This window comes from Streptomyces sp. NPDC085866, assembly GCF_044541035.1.
Lineage (GTDB): Bacteria > Actinomycetota > Actinomycetes > Streptomycetales > Streptomycetaceae > Streptomyces.
Map to the genome: position 1 here is coordinate 260,144 of NZ_JBITSQ010000006.1, position 15,399 is coordinate 275,542.

Sequence of the window (15,399 nt, forward strand, 5' to 3'; positions counted from 1 at the left end):
GCCCTGATTTCCGGGAAGTAAACAGGTTCGGGCTGCAATCGGGCATGAACGGACTTCCGGTTCTGTCCGGGCAGCGGAAAGGCCCGGTACCTGGTCGGTACCGGGCCCCCTCCTGCCTGGTCAGGACACCAGCTCGGGTTCCCTCTCCACCGCCGGAGCGTCGGACGCGCCCTCCACGTGCTGCGCCGGACGCTTCGGCAGAGCGGACATCAGCAGGAAGATCACGCCCATCACGCCGGCCACCCACCACAGCGCGTGCTGGAAGCCGTGGACGAAGGCCGGGCCCACCTCGGCGCGGGTCAGCCGGTCGCCGATCACGCCGAAGAACACCACCGAGACCAGCCCGAGGCCGAGCGCGTTGCCCATCTGCTGCACGGTGTTGATCAGGCCGGACGCGGAACCGGCGTGCTCGCGCGGCACCTCCGAGAGCACCGCGTCCGTCAGCGGGGCCACGATCAGGCCCATGCCGGCGCCCATCACGACCAGCGGGAGGGCCATCTGCCAGGAGGCGATGCCGAGGCCGTAGCGGTTCGACTCCCAGATGTAGACGAGGACGCCCGCGGCCATCACCAGCGCGCCCGCCTGGAGCACCTTGCGGCCGAAGCGCGGCACCAGCTTCTGCACGGACATGCCGGCCGCCGTCGAGACAGCGAGCGAGAACGGCACGCCCGTCAGGCCGGCCCGCAGCGGGCTCCAGCCCAGCCCGACCTGCATGTACAGCGTCCAGACCAGGAAGAAGATGCCGAGCGCGACACCGAAGACGGTCTGCACGGCGATGCCCGCGGCGAAGCTCTTCACGCGGAACAGCGACAGCTCGATCAGCGGGGAGCCGTCCTGGGCCGCCTTGCGCCGCTCGTACGCCACCAGCGCCGCGAAGACACCGAACGCGCCGGCCATCGAGACGTACCCCCACAGCGGCCAGCCCAGCTCGCGGCCGCGGGTGAGCGGGTAGAGCAGCATCAGCAGGCCCAGGGTCACCAGGGCGACGCCGACGAGGTCCAGCTTCAGCGCCTTCGGGGCGCGGGACTCGCTGATGTAACGGCGGCCGAGGAGGAAGGCGACGACACCCACGGGGAGGTTGATCAGGAAGATCGGGCGCCACTCGAGCCCGAACAGGTTCCACTCCGTCAGCAGGGCGCCGAGCAGTGGGCCGGAGACCGCACCCAGGCCGACGATCGCGCCGAAGAGACCGAAGACCTTGCCGCGCTCGTGGGCGGGGAAGGTGGCGTGCACGATCGACAGGACCTGCGGAACCATCATCGCCGCCATGCCGCCCTGCAGGATGCGGGAGGCGACCAGCATCTCCGGGTTCGCGGCGAAGCCGCACAGGGCCGAGGCCAGGGTGAAGCCGCCGATGCCGAGGAGGAACAGCCGACGGCGGCCGTGGATGTCGCCGAGGCGGCCGCCGGTGATCAGGCCGGCGGCGAAGGCCAGGGCGTAGCCCGCGGTTATCCACTGGATCTGGCTGAAGGAGGCGCCCTCGTCGTGCCGGATCGAGGGGATCGCGATGTTGACGATCGTGACGTCGACGAGGTCCATGAAGGTCGCGGTCATCACGATCGCGAGCGCGAACCACCGGCGCCGGTCGCCCGGGCTCTGCTGTGCGCTGAGGGTCTGTTCCGTGGAGGTCATGCGTACAAGCTAGGACCGCATTAGGTCAGATCGTGTCCTAGTTGTACGGCATTCTCGAACACATGACGACGGACACTCCGGCTCGGCTCCTCCAGCTGCTCTCCCTCCTCCAGACCCCGCGCGAGTGGCCCGGCGGCGAGCTGGCCGACCGGCTCGGGGTGTCCCGCCGTACCGTGCGGCGGGACATCGACCGGCTGCGGGAGCTGGGCTATCCCGTGCAGGCCAGCAAAGGCGCTGATGGCGGCTACCGCCTTGTCGCGGGCAAGGCCATGCCTCCGCTGGTGCTCGACGACGAGGAGGCGGTGGCGATCGCGGTCGGACTGCGGGCCGGCGCCGGGCACGCGGTGGAGGGGGTGGAGGAGGCGTCGGTGCGGGCGCTGGCGAAGCTGGAGCAGGTGCTGCCGTCGCGGCTGCGGCACCGGGTCTCGACGCTTCAGGCCGCGACGACGGCGCTGACCAGTGGGGACGGGGCGAGTATCGCGCCGGAGACACTGACCGTGATGGCGTCGACGGTGGCCGGGCACGAACGGCTGCGGTTCGCCTACCGGGACAAGGACGGCAGCGAGTCGCGGCGGCTGGCCGAGCCGCATCAGCTGGTGTCCACCGGGCGGCGGTGGTACCTCGTCGCGTACGACCTCGGGCGCGAGGACTGGCGGACGTTCCGGGTGGACCGGGTACGGGAGCCGTTCGCCACCGGTGTGCGCTTCGCTCCGCGGGAGTTGCCGATGGGGAGTGCGGCGGAGTACCTGCGGCGCTCCATTCAGCGGCGGCCCGATACCGGGACGTACGAGTTCGAGGTGCGGTTCGCCGGGTCCGTGGAAGAGGTGTCGTCGCGGGTGCCCGGGTGGGTCGGGGTACCGGAGGCGGACGGGGAGGGCTGGTGCGTGGTGCGGGGCAGCAGCGGGGATCCGGTGGAGTGGCTGGCGGTGCGGTTGGCGATGGTGGGGTGTGAGTTCGCGGTTAGGGGTCCGGTCGAACTGGCGGTGTGTGTGAGGGAGTTGGGTGAGCGGTTGAGTCGGGCCGGGGGAGCCGGGGCGGCCTAGGCGGGTTTCGGGTGGCCGGTGCCGAACTGCAACTCCCCCAGGGACGTTGCTGAGCTGCAACTCGCCCAGGCACTCAAGAGGCGTCGGCTAAGCCTCGCCCCACTCGAACTCCCCCACCGCCTCCAGGTTCTGGAGGGCCAGGGCTGCCGGGCCGGTGGGGCCGGTGGGTGGGGACGTGGTGGCGGACCAGGATTCGACGGCTACGCGGACCGCCGCTCCGGCCACCGCCGCCGCGAAGTGCAGGTGCGGGGGGATCGGAGCCGGGCGGGCAACGTTGTCGCCGGACTCGGGCTCAGCGGAGACTGCCCGCCCTCGGGACACCGACGAACGCTCCGCCAGAATCTCCGCGAGCGTCTTCTCCGAGGACTGGCAGACCTCCGCCCAGACCTTGCGCAGGGCGGGACTCGCGTCGGCCAGGCGGATCAGGGTGCGGACCCATTCCCAGGACGACGCCGAGACGCCGACGCCCGGGGTGAGGGTCTGGTGGACCGCGTGGCGCAGGGCCTCCGGGACGGTGAGGGCGGGCGGGGCCTCGCGGACCGCCTGCGTCCAGCGCTGGGCACCCGCGGCGTAGAGAGGGGCCACCGCCTCCTCCTTCGAGGCGAAGTAGCGGTAGAACGTCCGCGGGGCGATGCCCGCCGCCTGGGCGATGTCCTCCGCGCGGGTGGCACGCAGCCCCTGGCGGACGAAGAGGGCGGCCGCCGCACGGGCGATCTCCATGCGGGTCTCTGCCTTGCGGCGCTCGGTGAGGGACGCCGACGCGGGGGCGGAGGCGGAAAAAGGCTGGTGCGCGGTGTTGCCGGTGGTGCTGGGGGTGCTCACCTCGGCAGGCTATGCCGATGTGGCAGAATCTGCCATCCGGCGGGCCACCCCGGGGTTCAGGTACGGGGTGGCCCGCCGCTCCAGCGTGTCCGCACCGCCGGCCTTCGGCGAGCCCACGCCCTCCCCGTTCTCCCTGTTCTCCCTGCGCTTCACCCCTCCGGCCCTCCGTCCCGCAGCAAGAAGCCGGGCCCCGGCGCCTGGGGGGGGTAGGCGCCGAAGCCCGGCTCTGGGAAGGTCCCGGCGCCGGGGGGGGATAGCGCGGGGACGTGGCTCACATGTCGAGCGGGAACTGACGACCAAGACCTACGACGTGCTCGTCATGGCAGGTGTGGGGTGCCTGCGAAAGGCGGGAGTGCGGGCCCTGGGGTCCAACTCCTGGGCCCTGAAGGGTTGTTCCCTCGGACCCCGGGGTTGAAGCGATGGGACCACGCCATGTTTGCGCCGTCTTTCGCCACCGGGCGTACGCCCGGTTTCGTCATGAGCTGTAACACCCCGTCCGTCACGCCGCCGCGTCGAAGCCGGTGCTGCGGGCCAGCTTCTTCAGTTCGAGCAGCGCATGCTTCTCGATCTGACGGATGCGCTCGCGGGTCAGGCCGTGCTCCTTGCCGACCTCGGTCAGCGTGCGCTCGCGGCCGTCCTCGATGCCGTACCGCATCTTGATGATGGAGGCCGTGCGCTGGTCCAGGCGGCCGATCAGGTCGTCCAGCTCCTCGCTGCGCAGCAGCGTCAGCACCGACTGCTCCGGCGACACCGCCGAGGTGTCCTCCAGGAGGTCGCCGAACTGGGTCTCGCCCTCGTCGTCCACGGACATGTTGAGGGAGACCGGGTCACGGGACCAGTCGAGCACGTCGGTCACGCGCTCCGGCGTCGAGCCCAGCTCGGCGGCGATCTCCGCGGGCTCAGGGTCGCGCCCGTGCTCGCGGTTGAACTCGCGCTGCACGCGGCGGATACGGCCCAGCTCCTCCACCAGGTGGACGGGGAGCCGGATCGTGCGGGACTGGTCGGCGATGGAACGGGTGATGGCCTGACGGATCCACCAGGTGGCGTACGTCGAGAACTTGAAGCCCTTGCGGTAGTCGAACTTCTCGACGGCGCGCACCAGACCGGCGTTGCCCTCCTGGACCAGGTCGAGGAGGGGCAGACCGCTGCGCGGGTAGCGCCGGGCCACCGCCACGACCAGGCGGAGGTTGGAGCGGATGAAGACGTCCTTGGCCCGCTCGCCCGCGGCGACCAGGGCCTCCAACTCCTCGCGGGAGGCGTCCGTCTGAGACTCCTCCTCGCCGTCGAGGACCTGCCGCGCGAACACACCCGCCTCGATGGTCTGGGACAGCTCGACTTCCTTGGCCGCGTCGAGCAACGGCGTACGCGCGATCTCGTCGAGATACATACCGACCAGGTCGCGATCGGCGATCTCGCCGCCATGGGCGCGAACACTGCTTGCCGAGTCGGCCGTCTCGCCGGTGGCGGACTGACGACGGGCGACGGCACGGGTTGCCATGCGTGCTCCCTTGCGATGGTGGGCGGGCGGTGGTCCTTAAGGGATGCTCAGCACTCCTGGAACTCCTGGGACTCTCCACGAGTGCCCGGCATCCGAAGGAAACAACGACTGGAATCCGGACAGAATTCCCAACCCGCCCCTCAATTTTTCTGATCTTGCAGTACCCTGTCCGACCACAGGGAGGCCAGATGTCGTCGGCACATGCAGAAGTGCAGGTCAGGCCGGGAGTCGAGAGCGACCTCGAAGCCCTCACGGACATCTACAACCACTACGTACGCGAGACGCCCATCACGTTCGACACCGCGATCTTCACACCGGAAGAGCGCCGCCCTTGGCTGCTCTCCCACCCGGAAGACGGGCCGTACCGCCTGATGGTTGCCGCGGACGGACAATCTCAGCAGATTCTGGGGTACGCCACATCCAGCCCTTACCGGGTGAAGCCCGCCTACGCGACATCCGTGGAGACTTCGGTGTACGTCGCCCCGGACGCCGGCCGCCGCGGGATCGGCACCCTGCTCTACGACACCCTCTTCAAGACGCTGGCCGACGAGGACATCCACCGCGCCTACGCCGGCATCGCCCAGCCCAACGAGGCCTCCGAGCGGCTGCACACGCGCTTCGGCTTCCGGTACGTCGGCACCTACCGGGAGGTCGGGCGCAAGTTCGGCCGCTACTGGGACGTGGCCTGGTACGAGAAGGACCTGTAGGTCAGCCGAACTGCACCGACCGCTTCGCCATTCCCATCCAGAAGCCGTCGATCACGGACTTCTGCGCGTCCGGCTCGCCGCCCGCCTCCGCCGCGCCCATGGTGACGAAGAGCGGGGCGAAGTGCTCGGTGCGCGGGTGGGCGTAGCGGCCGGCCGGGGCCTTGTGGAGGAAGTCCAGCAACGCGTCCCAGTCACGGGTCTCCAGGGCCCGCCGGCCCCAGTCGTCGAACTCGGAGGACCAGCTGGGCACGCCGCCGCCCGTGTGGCGCAGGGCGGCCAGGTTGTGGGTGAAGAACCCGGAGCCGACGATCAGCACGCCCTCGTCGCGCAGCGGGGCGAGCTTGCGGCCGATGTCCATCAGACGCCGGGGATCGAGGGTGGGCAGCGAGACCTGCAGGACGGGAATGTCGGCGGCCGGGAACATCTCGACGAGGGGGACGTAGGCGCCGTGGTCGAGGCCGCGGTCGGGGATGTCCTGGACGGGGGTGCCGGGGGCGCGCAGCAGCTTGCGGACGGACTCGGCGAGTTCGGGCGCGCCGGGGGCGGCGTACCGGACCCGGTAGTAGTGCTCGGGGAAGCCCCAGAAGTCGTAGACCAGCGGGATGGTCTCGGTCGCGCCGAGGGCGAGGGGGGCCTCCTCCCAGTGCGCGGAGACCATGAGGATCGCCTTGGGGCGCGGCAGGTCCGCGGACCAGGCGGCGAGCTGTCCGGGCCAGATCGGGTCGTCGGCGAGCGGCGGGGCGCCGTGGCTGAGGTACAGGGCGGGCATGCGCTCCTGGGTGGCGGCGGACATGACGGCGGCTCCCAATGCTTCGGTCGAGTACTGCGGTTACTGCGATCCGGCTGCTGACGGACTGGATGTTTTAACTCTCAAGCTCTCACCAACAGAGTACGCCCGACTTGTTCAAGTTTCAAGGAGATGCCCCGTACAGTGGGATACATGAACACGGCAACGGACTCCGCCGGCCGACACCGCTGGCTCACCGACGAGGAGCAGCGCGTCTGGCGCGCCTATCTGCACGCCACCACCCTGCTGGAGGACCACCTCGACCGGCAGCTGCAGCGTGACGCGGGCATGCCGCACATCTACTACGGCCTGCTCGTCGGTCTCGCCGAGGCGCCGCGCCGCCGGCTGCGGATGACCGAGCTGGCGATGAGGGCGAAGATCACCCGTTCCCGGCTGTCGCACGCCATCGCGCGCCTGGAGAAGAACGGGTGGGTCCGCCGTGAGGACTGCCCCTCGGACAAGCGCGGCCAGTTCGCGGTGCTCACCGACGAGGGCGCCGAGGTGCTGCGCCGGACCGCGCCGGGCCATGTGACCGCCGTACGGCAGGCGCTGTTCGAGCGGCTGACCCCGGAACAGCAGAAGACCCTCGGCGAGATCATGGAGATCGTCGCCGAGGGCCTTCAGCCCAACGAAGCGGGTGCGGACCTGCCCTGGCTCCGCTAGGTGGACCGAGTCGACCGGTTCACCGTACGGGCGCTCAGTGGGCGACCACCGGCACCGGCACCTCGTCCGCGGCGCCCTCGCCGGACGCCACCGTGGTGGCGCCCGGACGGCCGGCGTTGACGAAGGTGAAGGCGATCAGCGAGGCGAGGCCCAGGATGCCGACGGCGAACCAGATCGCCGCGCTGTAGCCGTGCACCATGCCCTGCAGCTGGACCAGCTGCTGCTGCGGCTTGGAGGCCGCACCGGCGATGTGGTCCTTGACGTACGACGTCGTCGCGGAGGCGGCGATCGTGTTCAGCAGGGCGGTGCCGATCGCGCCGCCCACCTGCTGCGAGGTGTTGACCATCGCGGAGGCGACACCGGCGTCCCGGGGCTCGACGCCCGAGGTGGCCAGGGACATGGCCGGCATGAACGCCGTACCCATGCCGAGGCCGAGCAGCAGCATCGCGGGCAGCAGCAGGGTGGTGTACGAGGAGCCGACCTCCAGCTGGGTCAGCAGCAGCATGCCGAGACCGGCGACCAGGAAGCCGGGGCCCATCAGGAAGCGGGCCGGGACCCGGGTCATCAGGCGGGTGCCGATCTGGGTGGAGCCGGTGATCATGCCGGCGATCATCGGCAGGAACGCGAAGCCGGTCTTGACCGGCGAGTAGCCCTTCACGACCTGCAGGTAGTAGGTCAGGAAGAGGAACAGGCCGAACATGCCGATGATCGCGAGGCCCAGGGAGAGGTAGATCCCGCCGCGGTTGCGGTCGGTGACCACGCGCAGCGGCAGCAGCGGAGCCTTGACCCTGGACTCGACCAGCGCGAAGGCGGTCAGCAGCACCACGGACGCGACGAACATCGAGACGGTCACGGCGTCGCTCCAGCCGTCGGACTCGGCGCGGGTGAAGCCGTAGACGAGGGCGACGAGGCCGAGCGTGGACAGGATCACGCCGGGAATGTCGAGCGGGGAGCGGTTGCGGCCGCCCTCCGGCTCACGGATGACGAAGTTGGCGCCGAGAGCGGCGACGACGGCGAACGGGACGTTCACGAAGAAGGTCCAGCGCCAGTCCAGGTACTCGGTGAGGAAGCCGCCGAGGATCAGACCGACGGCACCACCGCCACCGGCGATCGCACCGTAGATGCCGAACGCCTTGGCGCGCTCCTTGGCGTCCGTGAACATCACGGCGAGCAGGGACAGCGCGGCCGGGGCGAGCAGGGCGCCGAAGGCACCCTGGAGCGCGCGGGCGCCGAACATCATCGCGCCGGTGGTGGCGACACCGCCGAGCACGGAGGCGGCGGCGAAGCCGGTCAGGCCGAGAACGAACGCGCGCTTGCGGCCCCACAGGTCGGCGATGCGGCCGCCGAAGAGCAGCAGACCACCGAAGGCGAGGGCGTAGGCGGTGACGACCCACTGCCGGTTGCCGTCGGATATGCCGAGGTCCTGCTGGGCGGAGGGCAGGGCGATGTTCACGATGGTGGCGTCGAGGACGACCATCAGCTGGGCCAGCGCGATGAAGACGAGCGCTTTCCAGCGGTTGGCGTCACCGCTCGGTGCGGCGGCGCCGGGAGCCTTGAGGGCTGTTTCGGACATGGGGGTACCCACTTCGGGACTTCGTGACGGAAAAAGATCAGAAATCAGAAAACGGAAGACGGTCGGGCGTGCTGGAGGGGCCGGCTCGTCGTCGCTGACGACCGGGGTGCTGGTGTGTGGGAGACCGCCGGCGCGGCCGGAACTAATCGCTCAGCACCGGCGCAGCTCCTTGATGGTCACGGCCGTCCCCGGCAGGGCGGAGCGGGCGGGGGCCCGCAGCCCGTCCAGGAACAGCTGCAGATGGCGGTGGACGAAGCGGTCGCTGCTGAGGCAGTCGGTGCCGGCCGGCGGCCGGCTGAGCTGAGCGGCGACGATCATCAGGTCGCCGACGCCCACGTCGGCGCGGAGCTGACCCGCCTCCTTGGCCCGGCCCATGACCTCCTCGACCAGCTGCTCGACCCGTTCCCGGGACGCCACCAGGTCGGGGTGGTCCTTGTCGAAGGTGCTGGAGACCATCGGGCACAGCGCGCTGATCCGCTCGTCGGCGGCGGCGTGCACGAAACGCTCCAGGGCGGCGAAGGCGTCCCCGGTCTCCGCGAGGGCCTGCTCGGCCGCTTCGGCCGTACGGTCCATGACGGAGCAGACGACCTCGCGGACGAGGGCGTCACGGTCCGGGAAGTTGCGGTACAGGGTGGCGTTGCCGACACCGGCCCGGCGGGCGATCTCGTCCAGCGGCACGTCCGGGCCGTGCTCGACGAACATCTCCCGGGCGGCGGTGACGATCCGCTCCCGGTTGCGCAGGGCGTCGGCGCGGGGCCGGGGCGCCTTACGTGTCGGGGTTGCGGTCTGCACGGCGTACTCCCTGAGTCGTTGACGGTGATCCGAGTCTGCGGGGCGATCCGGGGAAGGACTCCCCGTTTCACTCGGACACAGGTCTAAACGGGGAGAGGTTCCCCGGTTATTTCCCGCCCCCGGAAAGAATTCCTGTGACCTGAACCACACTTGCCGGGCGCGGTTCCCACCCGCTCGCGCGGGGATTTCCCACGATCGGTCTCCTCCAACGCGCGCCCCCCACCCTGTCCACACAGGGTGAGCGCAAGGGTGCAGCCGGCGACGTGCGGCTGCCGTGGAGCGGAAGGTCCATGCATGCAGCCGCACTCGCCCCGCCGCCGCATACGCCCGCGCCGCGTGGCCGCCCTCGTCGCGGTGACCGTCCTGACCCTCGCGGTCAGCACCTCGGCCGGGACCGGACATCTGACGGCGCCCACCACCGCCGGGCCGATAGGCCTGGCCCGCTCCACCGCCCTCTCGCCGTGCCTGATCCACAGCGGCCTGGACGTCCAGATGACGGAGGGCCTGCCCACCCCGGCCGGTTACTCCCGCTCCACCGGCACGGTCCACGCCCTGACCCTGATGGTCGACTTCTCCGACGCGCCCGGGCAGGGCAGCGCGCTCGACCGCTTCCACGAGTTCTTCCCGCAGACCCGGGAGTGGTTCCGCACGGCGTCGTACGGTCGGCTCGACTACCAGCCCGAGACCCCGATCACGTCCTGGCTGCGCATGCCGAAGCCCTTCAAGGCGTACGGCATAGAGCGCGGCGCGCCCTTCGACCCCGGCTACCGGCAGCTGGTGCAGGACATCGTGGCCGCCGCCGATCCCGAGGTGGACTTCCGCTCGTACGACCTGCTGAACGTGCTGGTCACCCCGAACGCCGGCCCCTCCGCCCTGGACACGGTGCTGTCCGTGACCTTCGCCGGCAACGCCGACGCCCCGGTCGCCGACGGCGTCCACATCGCCAACGCGTCCTTCGTCTACTCCCGCCAGGACGACGGCTCCGGCTCCTACTCCCGCACCGGCTACCGCGTCCTGCCGCACGAGAACGGCCACACCTTCGGGCTGCCCGACCTCTACACCCAGGAGGGTGGGGGCACCGTCGGCCACTGGGACATCATGAGCGAGGACTGGGGGGCCAACAACGACCTGCTCGGCTGGCACAAGTGGAAGCTGGGCTGGCTGGACGGCAACCAGGTCGGCTGCGCGGCAGTCCCGGGCACCGTCGAGTACACGCTGACGCCGCTGTACAAGGAGGGCGGCGGGAAGCTGGTCCTCGTGCCGGTCGACACGCGGACCACGTACGCGCTGGAGCTGCGCGCCCCGGGCGGCAACGACGAGGCGGTGTGCGAGCCGGGCATCCTCGTCTACAAGGTCGACGCCACCGTGGACACCGGACGCGGCCCGGTCACCGTCTACGACGCCCACCGCGGCAGCGGCGGCTGCACCCGCAGCCCCAACGTCCACGCGGAGCTCTCCGACGCTCCCTTCACCACCGGCGAGTCCTTCAAGGACCCACGCCACGGCATCACGATCGAGGTGCTGGGGGCTGACGCCTCCGGGAACTACAAGGTGCGGATCACCCGGAGCTAGCGGGACCGGGGCGGAGGCGGGGTGGCCGCCGCGCGGGCGGGTTTACCGTAGGCGTGCCTGGATGCCGTATCGGAGAGCTGATGCCCGCGAACACCGCACTGGATCCCGAGGTCCGCGCCGGGGTGCCGGCCGAGGCGGTCGCGCCGTTGATGCGTGGGATCGCCGTGCTGCGGCGGCTGACCGAGGCGGGCGGCACACTGAGCCCGAGCGCGCTGGAACGGGCCACCGGGCTCGCCCGGTCCACGGTCGACCGGAGCACCGCCACCCTGGCCCGCATGGGGTACGTCCGCCTCGACGGCCGGGACGTCCTCCTCGCCCCCCGGGTGATGGAGCTGGGCAACGCCTACCTGGCCGCCCTGCGTCTGCCCGCACTGCTCGACGCGCGCGCGGACGCCCTCGCCGACGAGCTGGACGAATCGGTGTCGCTCGCGGTCGCCGACCTGGACGGCATCCGCTTCATCCACCAGGCCACCCGTCGCCGCGCGATGTCCGTGAGCTTCCGCATCGGCGACCTGCTGCCGGCCGAACGCACCGCGCCCGGAGCGCTGTTCGCGGCCGAATGGACGGACGCGGACTGGCAGCGGTGGCGGGCCCGGCGGGCCGAGGACCCCGAGGACGCCTCCTTCCCCGCCGTACCGCCCCGGTCGGCATCCGCCGCGGACGACTTCGAACGGCGGGCGCAGCGGGCCCGCCGGGACGGCTGGGCGCTGGACGACCAGCTGATCGAACCGGGCCTGGTCGCGGTGTCCGTACCGGTACGGGAGCCGGACACCGGCCGGGTGGCGTGCGTGGCGAGCGTGGTCAGCCACACCAGCCGCCACTCGGCGGCCGACCTGCGCAGCTCCCTGCTCCCCCGGCTGCGTACGGCGGTGGCGGCGATGGAGGCCGACCTGCGCGAGGCACCGCAGCCGCTGCCCGGCCCGCCGCCCTCGGGCCTGGCGACCTGGACGACGGCGTCCAAGCACGAGCTGGGCCGGGAGTTCGTCGAGTCCCTGGCCCGGGGCCTGACCGTGCTGACCGCGTTCGGCGCGGACCGCTCCGCACTGCCGCTGACCGAGGTGGCCCGGGCGACCGGCCTGGCCCGCGCCACGGCCCGGCGGGCGCTGATCACGTACGAGCACCTGGGCCTGGTGGCCGCGGGCCCCGGCCGCACCTTCACCCTCACGCCCCGCGTCCTGGACCTGGGCTTCCCGCCACTGTCCCGCACCACGCTCCCCCGCCTCGCCGAGCCCCATCTGCGGGCGCTCACCGACCGGTTGCACGAGCCGACGGCACTCGCCGTCCTGGCGCCGGGCACGGAGGCGGAGATCCAGTACACGGCCGGGGCGGGCGCGAGCCGGGTACTGACGGTGGACATCACGGTGGGCGCGCGGCTGCCGGCAGCGTCGACGTCCCTGGGCCGCGTCCTCCTCGCGGACGGCACCGGCCCCCTGTCCCCCGCCCTCGCCGAGGTCCGCACACAGGGCTACGCCCTCGTCGACGAGGAGCTGGAGTCGGGCCTGCGGTCGATAGCCGTACCGGTACGGGACCGCACGGGCCGGGCGGTCGCCGCGGTGAACGTGGCCACCCATCCGGCCCGCCGCACCCTGGCGGAGTGCGTCGACGCACTCCTCCCCGCCCTCCGCGCGACCGCCGACCGGATCCAGACGGACCTGCACACCGCGTCCCGCTTCACGCGTATCCCGTCGGCCTGAGCGACCGCCGGCCGCCCCTCGGCCCGTTGATAGCCTGGACAAACATCCTTCTACGCCCCTTCTACGCCCCTTTCCACGTCCCTTCTAGGTCGGAAACCGAGACCCTCCATGCTCGACGCCAGCACCATCGACGCACTGTTCCCTGCGGACCTTCCGGAGCCCGCGCACTGGGAGCAGCGCTACCCGGCCCGCGACCTGCCCGCCGACGCGCAGGTCACACGGCTGGCGCCGTCACCGACCGGCTTCGTCCACATCGGCGGGATCTACGCGGGCCTGATCAACCAGGCCGTCGCGCACCGCACCGGTGGCACGTACCTGCTCCGCATCGAGGACACCGACCAGTCGCGCCAAGTCGATGGCGCCGTCGAGCAGTTCAACCGGGCCTTCGACTACTTCGCCCTGCCCGCCGACAACGCCACGGCCGTCGGCGACTACGGTCCCTACCTCCAGTCGGCACGCCAGGAGATCTACCTCAGCTACGTGCGTGCGCTGCTGCGGACGGGACAGGCCTACCTCTGCTTCGCGACCCAGGAGGAGCTGGCCGACATCCGGCAGCGCCAGGAGGACGCCAAGGTGCCGACGGGCTACTACGGCGACTGGGCGATCTGGCGCGACGCCGACTCCGGCGAGGTCGCGGCCAAGCTCGCCGAGGGCGTGCCCTACGTGGTGCGTTTCCGCTCGCCCGCCCTGCGCGGTGCGCGCCGGTCCTTCACGGACGCCATCCGCGGGCGCCTGGAGCACGAGGACAACCGCAACGACGTGGTGATCCTCAAGTCCTCCGACAGCGCAGTGCGGTTGCCCACGTACCACTTCGCGCACGTCGTGGACGACCACCTGATGCGGGTCAACCTCGTCATCAGGGGCGAGGAGTGGATCTCCTCCGTTCCCGTGCACCTCCAGCTCTTCGAGGCGCTCGGTTTCGAGCCGCCCGTGTACGCGCACATCGCGCCGCTGATGAAGCAGATCAAGGGCGGCAAGCGGAAGCTCTCCAAGCGCAAGGACCCCGAGTCCACGGTCGACTTCTATCTCGGCGAGGGCTACCCGGCCGAGCCGGTGCTCTACTACCTCCGCGGTCTCGCGAACGGCCGTCTGGCCGAACTGCCGCTCGCCCAGGCGCTGCAGGAGCCCATCAGGCTCGAGGACTGCGGGGTGGCGGGTCCGCTGGTCGACCTGGTGAAGCTGGAGGGCATCAGCGCGGACCACATCGCCACCCTGAGCAGCGAGCAGATCCTCACCGCCGTACGCGAGTGGGCCCTGTCCCACGACCCCGACCTCGTGCCGGTGCTGGACGCCGAGCGGGCGCTCGCGTCGGCCGCCGTGGACGTGGAGCGCGTGGGCGTGGACAACCCCCGCAAGGATCTCCGCAAGTGGTCGGACTTCCGCGACGCCTACGGCTTCTTCTTCCCGCAGCTGTTCACGCTCGTCGCAGCCGGGGACGAGCGTCTCGGCGGCCTCGACGCGGACCTGGTCCGCGCCTTCGCGCAGGACTTCGCGGCGCAGTACGCGGAACTGGACGACCCCCAGGCCTGGTTCGACCAGATCCGCACCCTCGCCACCAAGCACGGCTTCGCCCCCTCGCCCAAGGAGTACAAGAAGAACCCGGACGCCTACCCCGGCTCGATCCGCGAGGCCTCCCAGCTGATCCGGGTGGCCCTGACCGGCTCGACCCGCAGCCCGGACCTCTTCGCCGTGGCCCGCACACTGGGCCGCGACGAGGTACTCCGCCGCGTGTCGGCACTGACCGCGTAGCCCTCCCCCACCGCCCCCACTCGCCGACCTCCGCAAACGCTCGAACCGCCCGCGACGGCAGCCGCTACACTGTCGGTGCAGATCCTCGCCTTCGTAGCTCAGGGGATAGAGCACCGCTCTCCTAAAGCGGGTGTCGCAGGTTCGAATCCTGCCGGGGGCACAAGGGAAAAGGCCCCGGACCGATCATGGTCCGGGGCCTTTGACATCCAGTTTTGACATCAACACGGGTGGTCACTGGCGACCGGGACGCCTCTTCCTGAGCAGCCGGTCCATGTGGCTCATGGCTTCGCGCTGGGTGTCCTGGACGACGTGGGTGTAGACGTCCATGGTGATGCTGATCTGACTGTGTCCGAGGATCTCCATCACGACACGGGGCGCGACTCCGGCCACCGTGAGGAGTGTGGCCGTCCCGTGGCGAGCGTCGTGCAGCCGGATCACGCGGAGGCCGGCGGACCGGGCGACGCGGGTGAAGGAGCGGTAGACGTTCCGGGGCTCTACCGGGCGGCCGGTGCGCGTGGTGAAGACGTAGTCCGAGTCCGGCCACCGCTCCCCCGCCTTGGCGCGAGCATCCGCCTGGCGCATCCGGTGCCAGCGCAGGGGCGCGATGCAGAGGGCGGGCAGCGGGACGGCGCGACGACGGCGGCTCTTGGGGTCGTCGTCGTAGAGGACGCCACGGCGGGGCTGGGTCTGCTGCCGGACGTACAGGACGCGGTTTTCGAGGTCGAGGTCTGACCAGCGAAGGCCGATGATCTCTCCCCGGCGGAGACCCATGGCGATGGCGAGTACGAAGGCCGCGTAGAGCGGGTCCCCGCGAGTCGCGACACCCGCACGCCCTGGCTCTGCCCGCCACGTGCCCCGCCCCGACGG

13 protein-coding genes, 1 tRNA gene and 1 pseudogene are annotated in these 15,399 nt (G+C 71.0%); 7 read left to right on the forward strand and 8 right to left on the reverse strand.

Annotated elements, in window-relative coordinates; translation table 11 throughout:
• Positions 1-120: 120 nt before the first annotated feature.
• A complete protein-coding gene (locus tag ACIF83_RS16870) occupies positions 121-1,632 on the reverse strand; it encodes an MFS transporter (protein ID WP_393471891.1) in 1,512 nt (503 codons plus the stop codon).
• 62 nt (positions 1,633-1,694) lie between these two features.
• Here ACIF83_RS16870 and ACIF83_RS16875 point away from each other — a divergent pair, with 62 nt between their 5' ends.
• On the forward strand, positions 1,695-2,675 hold the full coding sequence (locus tag ACIF83_RS16875) for a helix-turn-helix transcriptional regulator (protein ID WP_393471894.1): 981 nt from the start codon (positions 1,695-1,697) through the stop codon (positions 2,673-2,675).
• An 87-nt stretch (positions 2,676-2,762) separates the two neighbouring features.
• On the opposite strand, the gene ACIF83_RS16880 is transcribed toward ACIF83_RS16875, so the two are convergent.
• The 3 genes from ACIF83_RS16880 to ACIF83_RS16890 form a co-directional block, all read right to left on the reverse strand.
• The gene (locus ACIF83_RS16880; protein WP_393472703.1) at positions 2,763-3,395 is read right to left on the reverse strand and encodes a TetR/AcrR family transcriptional regulator; all 633 of its coding nucleotides are present in this window, start codon (positions 3,393-3,395) and stop codon (positions 2,763-2,765) included.
• Positions 3,396-3,506: 111 nt separating this feature from the next.
• Positions 3,507-3,650 (reverse strand): hypothetical protein, encoded by a 144-nt coding sequence (locus ACIF83_RS16885; RefSeq protein WP_399727506.1) that lies wholly within the window; start codon positions 3,648-3,650, stop codon positions 3,507-3,509.
• 346 nt (positions 3,651-3,996) lie between these two features.
• Positions 3,997-4,995 carry an RNA polymerase sigma factor RpoD/SigA gene (locus tag ACIF83_RS16890; protein WP_393471896.1) on the reverse strand — a complete coding sequence of 333 codons (999 nt, stop codon included), beginning with the start codon at positions 4,993-4,995 and terminating at the stop codon, positions 3,997-3,999.
• 188 nt (positions 4,996-5,183) lie between these two features.
• Between ACIF83_RS16890 and ACIF83_RS16895 the strand changes: the two genes are divergently transcribed.
• Positions 5,184-5,702 (forward strand): GNAT family N-acetyltransferase, encoded by a 519-nt coding sequence (locus tag ACIF83_RS16895; protein ID WP_398139363.1) that lies wholly within the window; start codon positions 5,184-5,186, stop codon positions 5,700-5,702.
• A 1-nt stretch (position 5,703) separates the two neighbouring features.
• On the opposite strand, the gene ACIF83_RS16900 is transcribed toward ACIF83_RS16895, so the two are convergent.
• Positions 5,704-6,495 (reverse strand): dioxygenase, encoded by a 792-nt coding sequence (locus ACIF83_RS16900; RefSeq protein ID WP_393471902.1) that lies wholly within the window; start codon positions 6,493-6,495, stop codon positions 5,704-5,706.
• 147 nt (positions 6,496-6,642) lie between these two features.
• On the opposite strand from ACIF83_RS16900, the gene ACIF83_RS16905 reads away from it, so the two are divergent.
• A complete protein-coding gene (locus ACIF83_RS16905) occupies positions 6,643-7,152 on the forward strand; it encodes a MarR family winged helix-turn-helix transcriptional regulator (RefSeq protein WP_393471905.1) in 510 nt (169 codons plus the stop codon).
• Positions 7,153-7,186: 34 nt separating this feature from the next.
• On the opposite strand, the gene ACIF83_RS16910 is transcribed toward ACIF83_RS16905, so the two are convergent.
• Both ACIF83_RS16910 and ACIF83_RS16915 read right to left on the reverse strand, forming a co-directional pair.
• Complete coding sequence (locus tag ACIF83_RS16910) at positions 7,187-8,725, reverse strand: MFS transporter (protein ID WP_398139362.1); 1,539 nt, start codon at positions 8,723-8,725, stop codon at positions 7,187-7,189.
• A 150-nt stretch (positions 8,726-8,875) separates the two neighbouring features.
• Positions 8,876-9,517 (reverse strand): TetR/AcrR family transcriptional regulator, encoded by a 642-nt coding sequence (locus tag ACIF83_RS16915; protein ID WP_393471911.1) that lies wholly within the window; start codon positions 9,515-9,517, stop codon positions 8,876-8,878.
• Between the two features lie 294 nt (positions 9,518-9,811).
• Between ACIF83_RS16915 and ACIF83_RS16920 the strand changes: the two genes are divergently transcribed.
• From ACIF83_RS16920 to ACIF83_RS16935, 4 genes are all read left to right on the forward strand, one after another.
• On the forward strand, positions 9,812-11,089 hold the full coding sequence (locus tag ACIF83_RS16920; protein ID WP_393471914.1) for a M6 family metalloprotease domain-containing protein: 1,278 nt from the start codon (positions 9,812-9,814) through the stop codon (positions 11,087-11,089).
• A gap of 80 nt (positions 11,090-11,169) precedes the next feature.
• Positions 11,170-12,783: an IclR family transcriptional regulator C-terminal domain-containing protein gene (locus ACIF83_RS16925; RefSeq protein WP_399727512.1), complete on the forward strand. Its 1,614-nt coding sequence runs from the start codon at positions 11,170-11,172 to the stop codon at positions 12,781-12,783.
• A gap of 108 nt (positions 12,784-12,891) precedes the next feature.
• On the forward strand, positions 12,892-14,532 hold the full coding sequence (locus tag ACIF83_RS16930) for a glutamate--tRNA ligase (RefSeq protein ID WP_399727515.1): 1,641 nt from the start codon (positions 12,892-12,894) through the stop codon (positions 14,530-14,532).
• An 87-nt stretch (positions 14,533-14,619) separates the two neighbouring features.
• Positions 14,620-14,692 (forward strand) — tRNA-Arg (locus ACIF83_RS16935).
• A 71-nt stretch (positions 14,693-14,763) separates the two neighbouring features.
• On the opposite strand, the pseudogene ACIF83_RS16940 reads toward ACIF83_RS16935, so the two are convergent.
• A pseudogene (locus ACIF83_RS16940) lies at positions 14,764-15,351 on the reverse strand (tyrosine-type recombinase/integrase); the annotation flags it as partial.
• Positions 15,352-15,399 lie beyond the last annotated feature (48 nt).

What these genes read in the sequence shown, in the direction of transcription:
- ACIF83_RS16920 (WP_393471914.1), top strand. Translation starts at nt 9,812, where the DNA reads ATGCAGCCGCACTCGCCCCGCCGCCGCATACGCCCGCGCCGCGTGGCC.
- ACIF83_RS16870 (WP_393471891.1), bottom strand. Translation starts at nt 1,632, where the DNA reads ATGACCTCCACGGAACAGACCCTCAGCGCACAGCAGAGCCCGGGCGAC.
- ACIF83_RS16900 (WP_393471902.1), bottom strand. Translation starts at nt 6,495, where the DNA reads ATGTCCGCCGCCACCCAGGAGCGCATGCCCGCCCTGTACCTCAGCCAC.
- ACIF83_RS16895 (WP_398139363.1), top strand. Translation starts at nt 5,184, where the DNA reads ATGTCGTCGGCACATGCAGAAGTGCAGGTCAGGCCGGGAGTCGAGAGC.
- ACIF83_RS16930 (WP_399727515.1), top strand. Translation starts at nt 12,892, where the DNA reads ATGCTCGACGCCAGCACCATCGACGCACTGTTCCCTGCGGACCTTCCG.
- ACIF83_RS16875 (WP_393471894.1), top strand. Translation starts at nt 1,695, where the DNA reads ATGACGACGGACACTCCGGCTCGGCTCCTCCAGCTGCTCTCCCTCCTC.
- ACIF83_RS16905 (WP_393471905.1), top strand. Translation starts at nt 6,643, where the DNA reads ATGAACACGGCAACGGACTCCGCCGGCCGACACCGCTGGCTCACCGAC.
- ACIF83_RS16880 (WP_393472703.1), bottom strand. Translation starts at nt 3,395, where the DNA reads ATGGAGATCGCCCGTGCGGCGGCCGCCCTCTTCGTCCGCCAGGGGCTG.
- ACIF83_RS16910 (WP_398139362.1), bottom strand. Translation starts at nt 8,725, where the DNA reads ATGTCCGAAACAGCCCTCAAGGCTCCCGGCGCCGCCGCACCGAGCGGT.
- ACIF83_RS16925 (WP_399727512.1), top strand. Translation starts at nt 11,170, where the DNA reads ATGCCCGCGAACACCGCACTGGATCCCGAGGTCCGCGCCGGGGTGCCG.
- ACIF83_RS16890 (WP_393471896.1), bottom strand. Translation starts at nt 4,995, where the DNA reads ATGGCAACCCGTGCCGTCGCCCGTCGTCAGTCCGCCACCGGCGAGACG.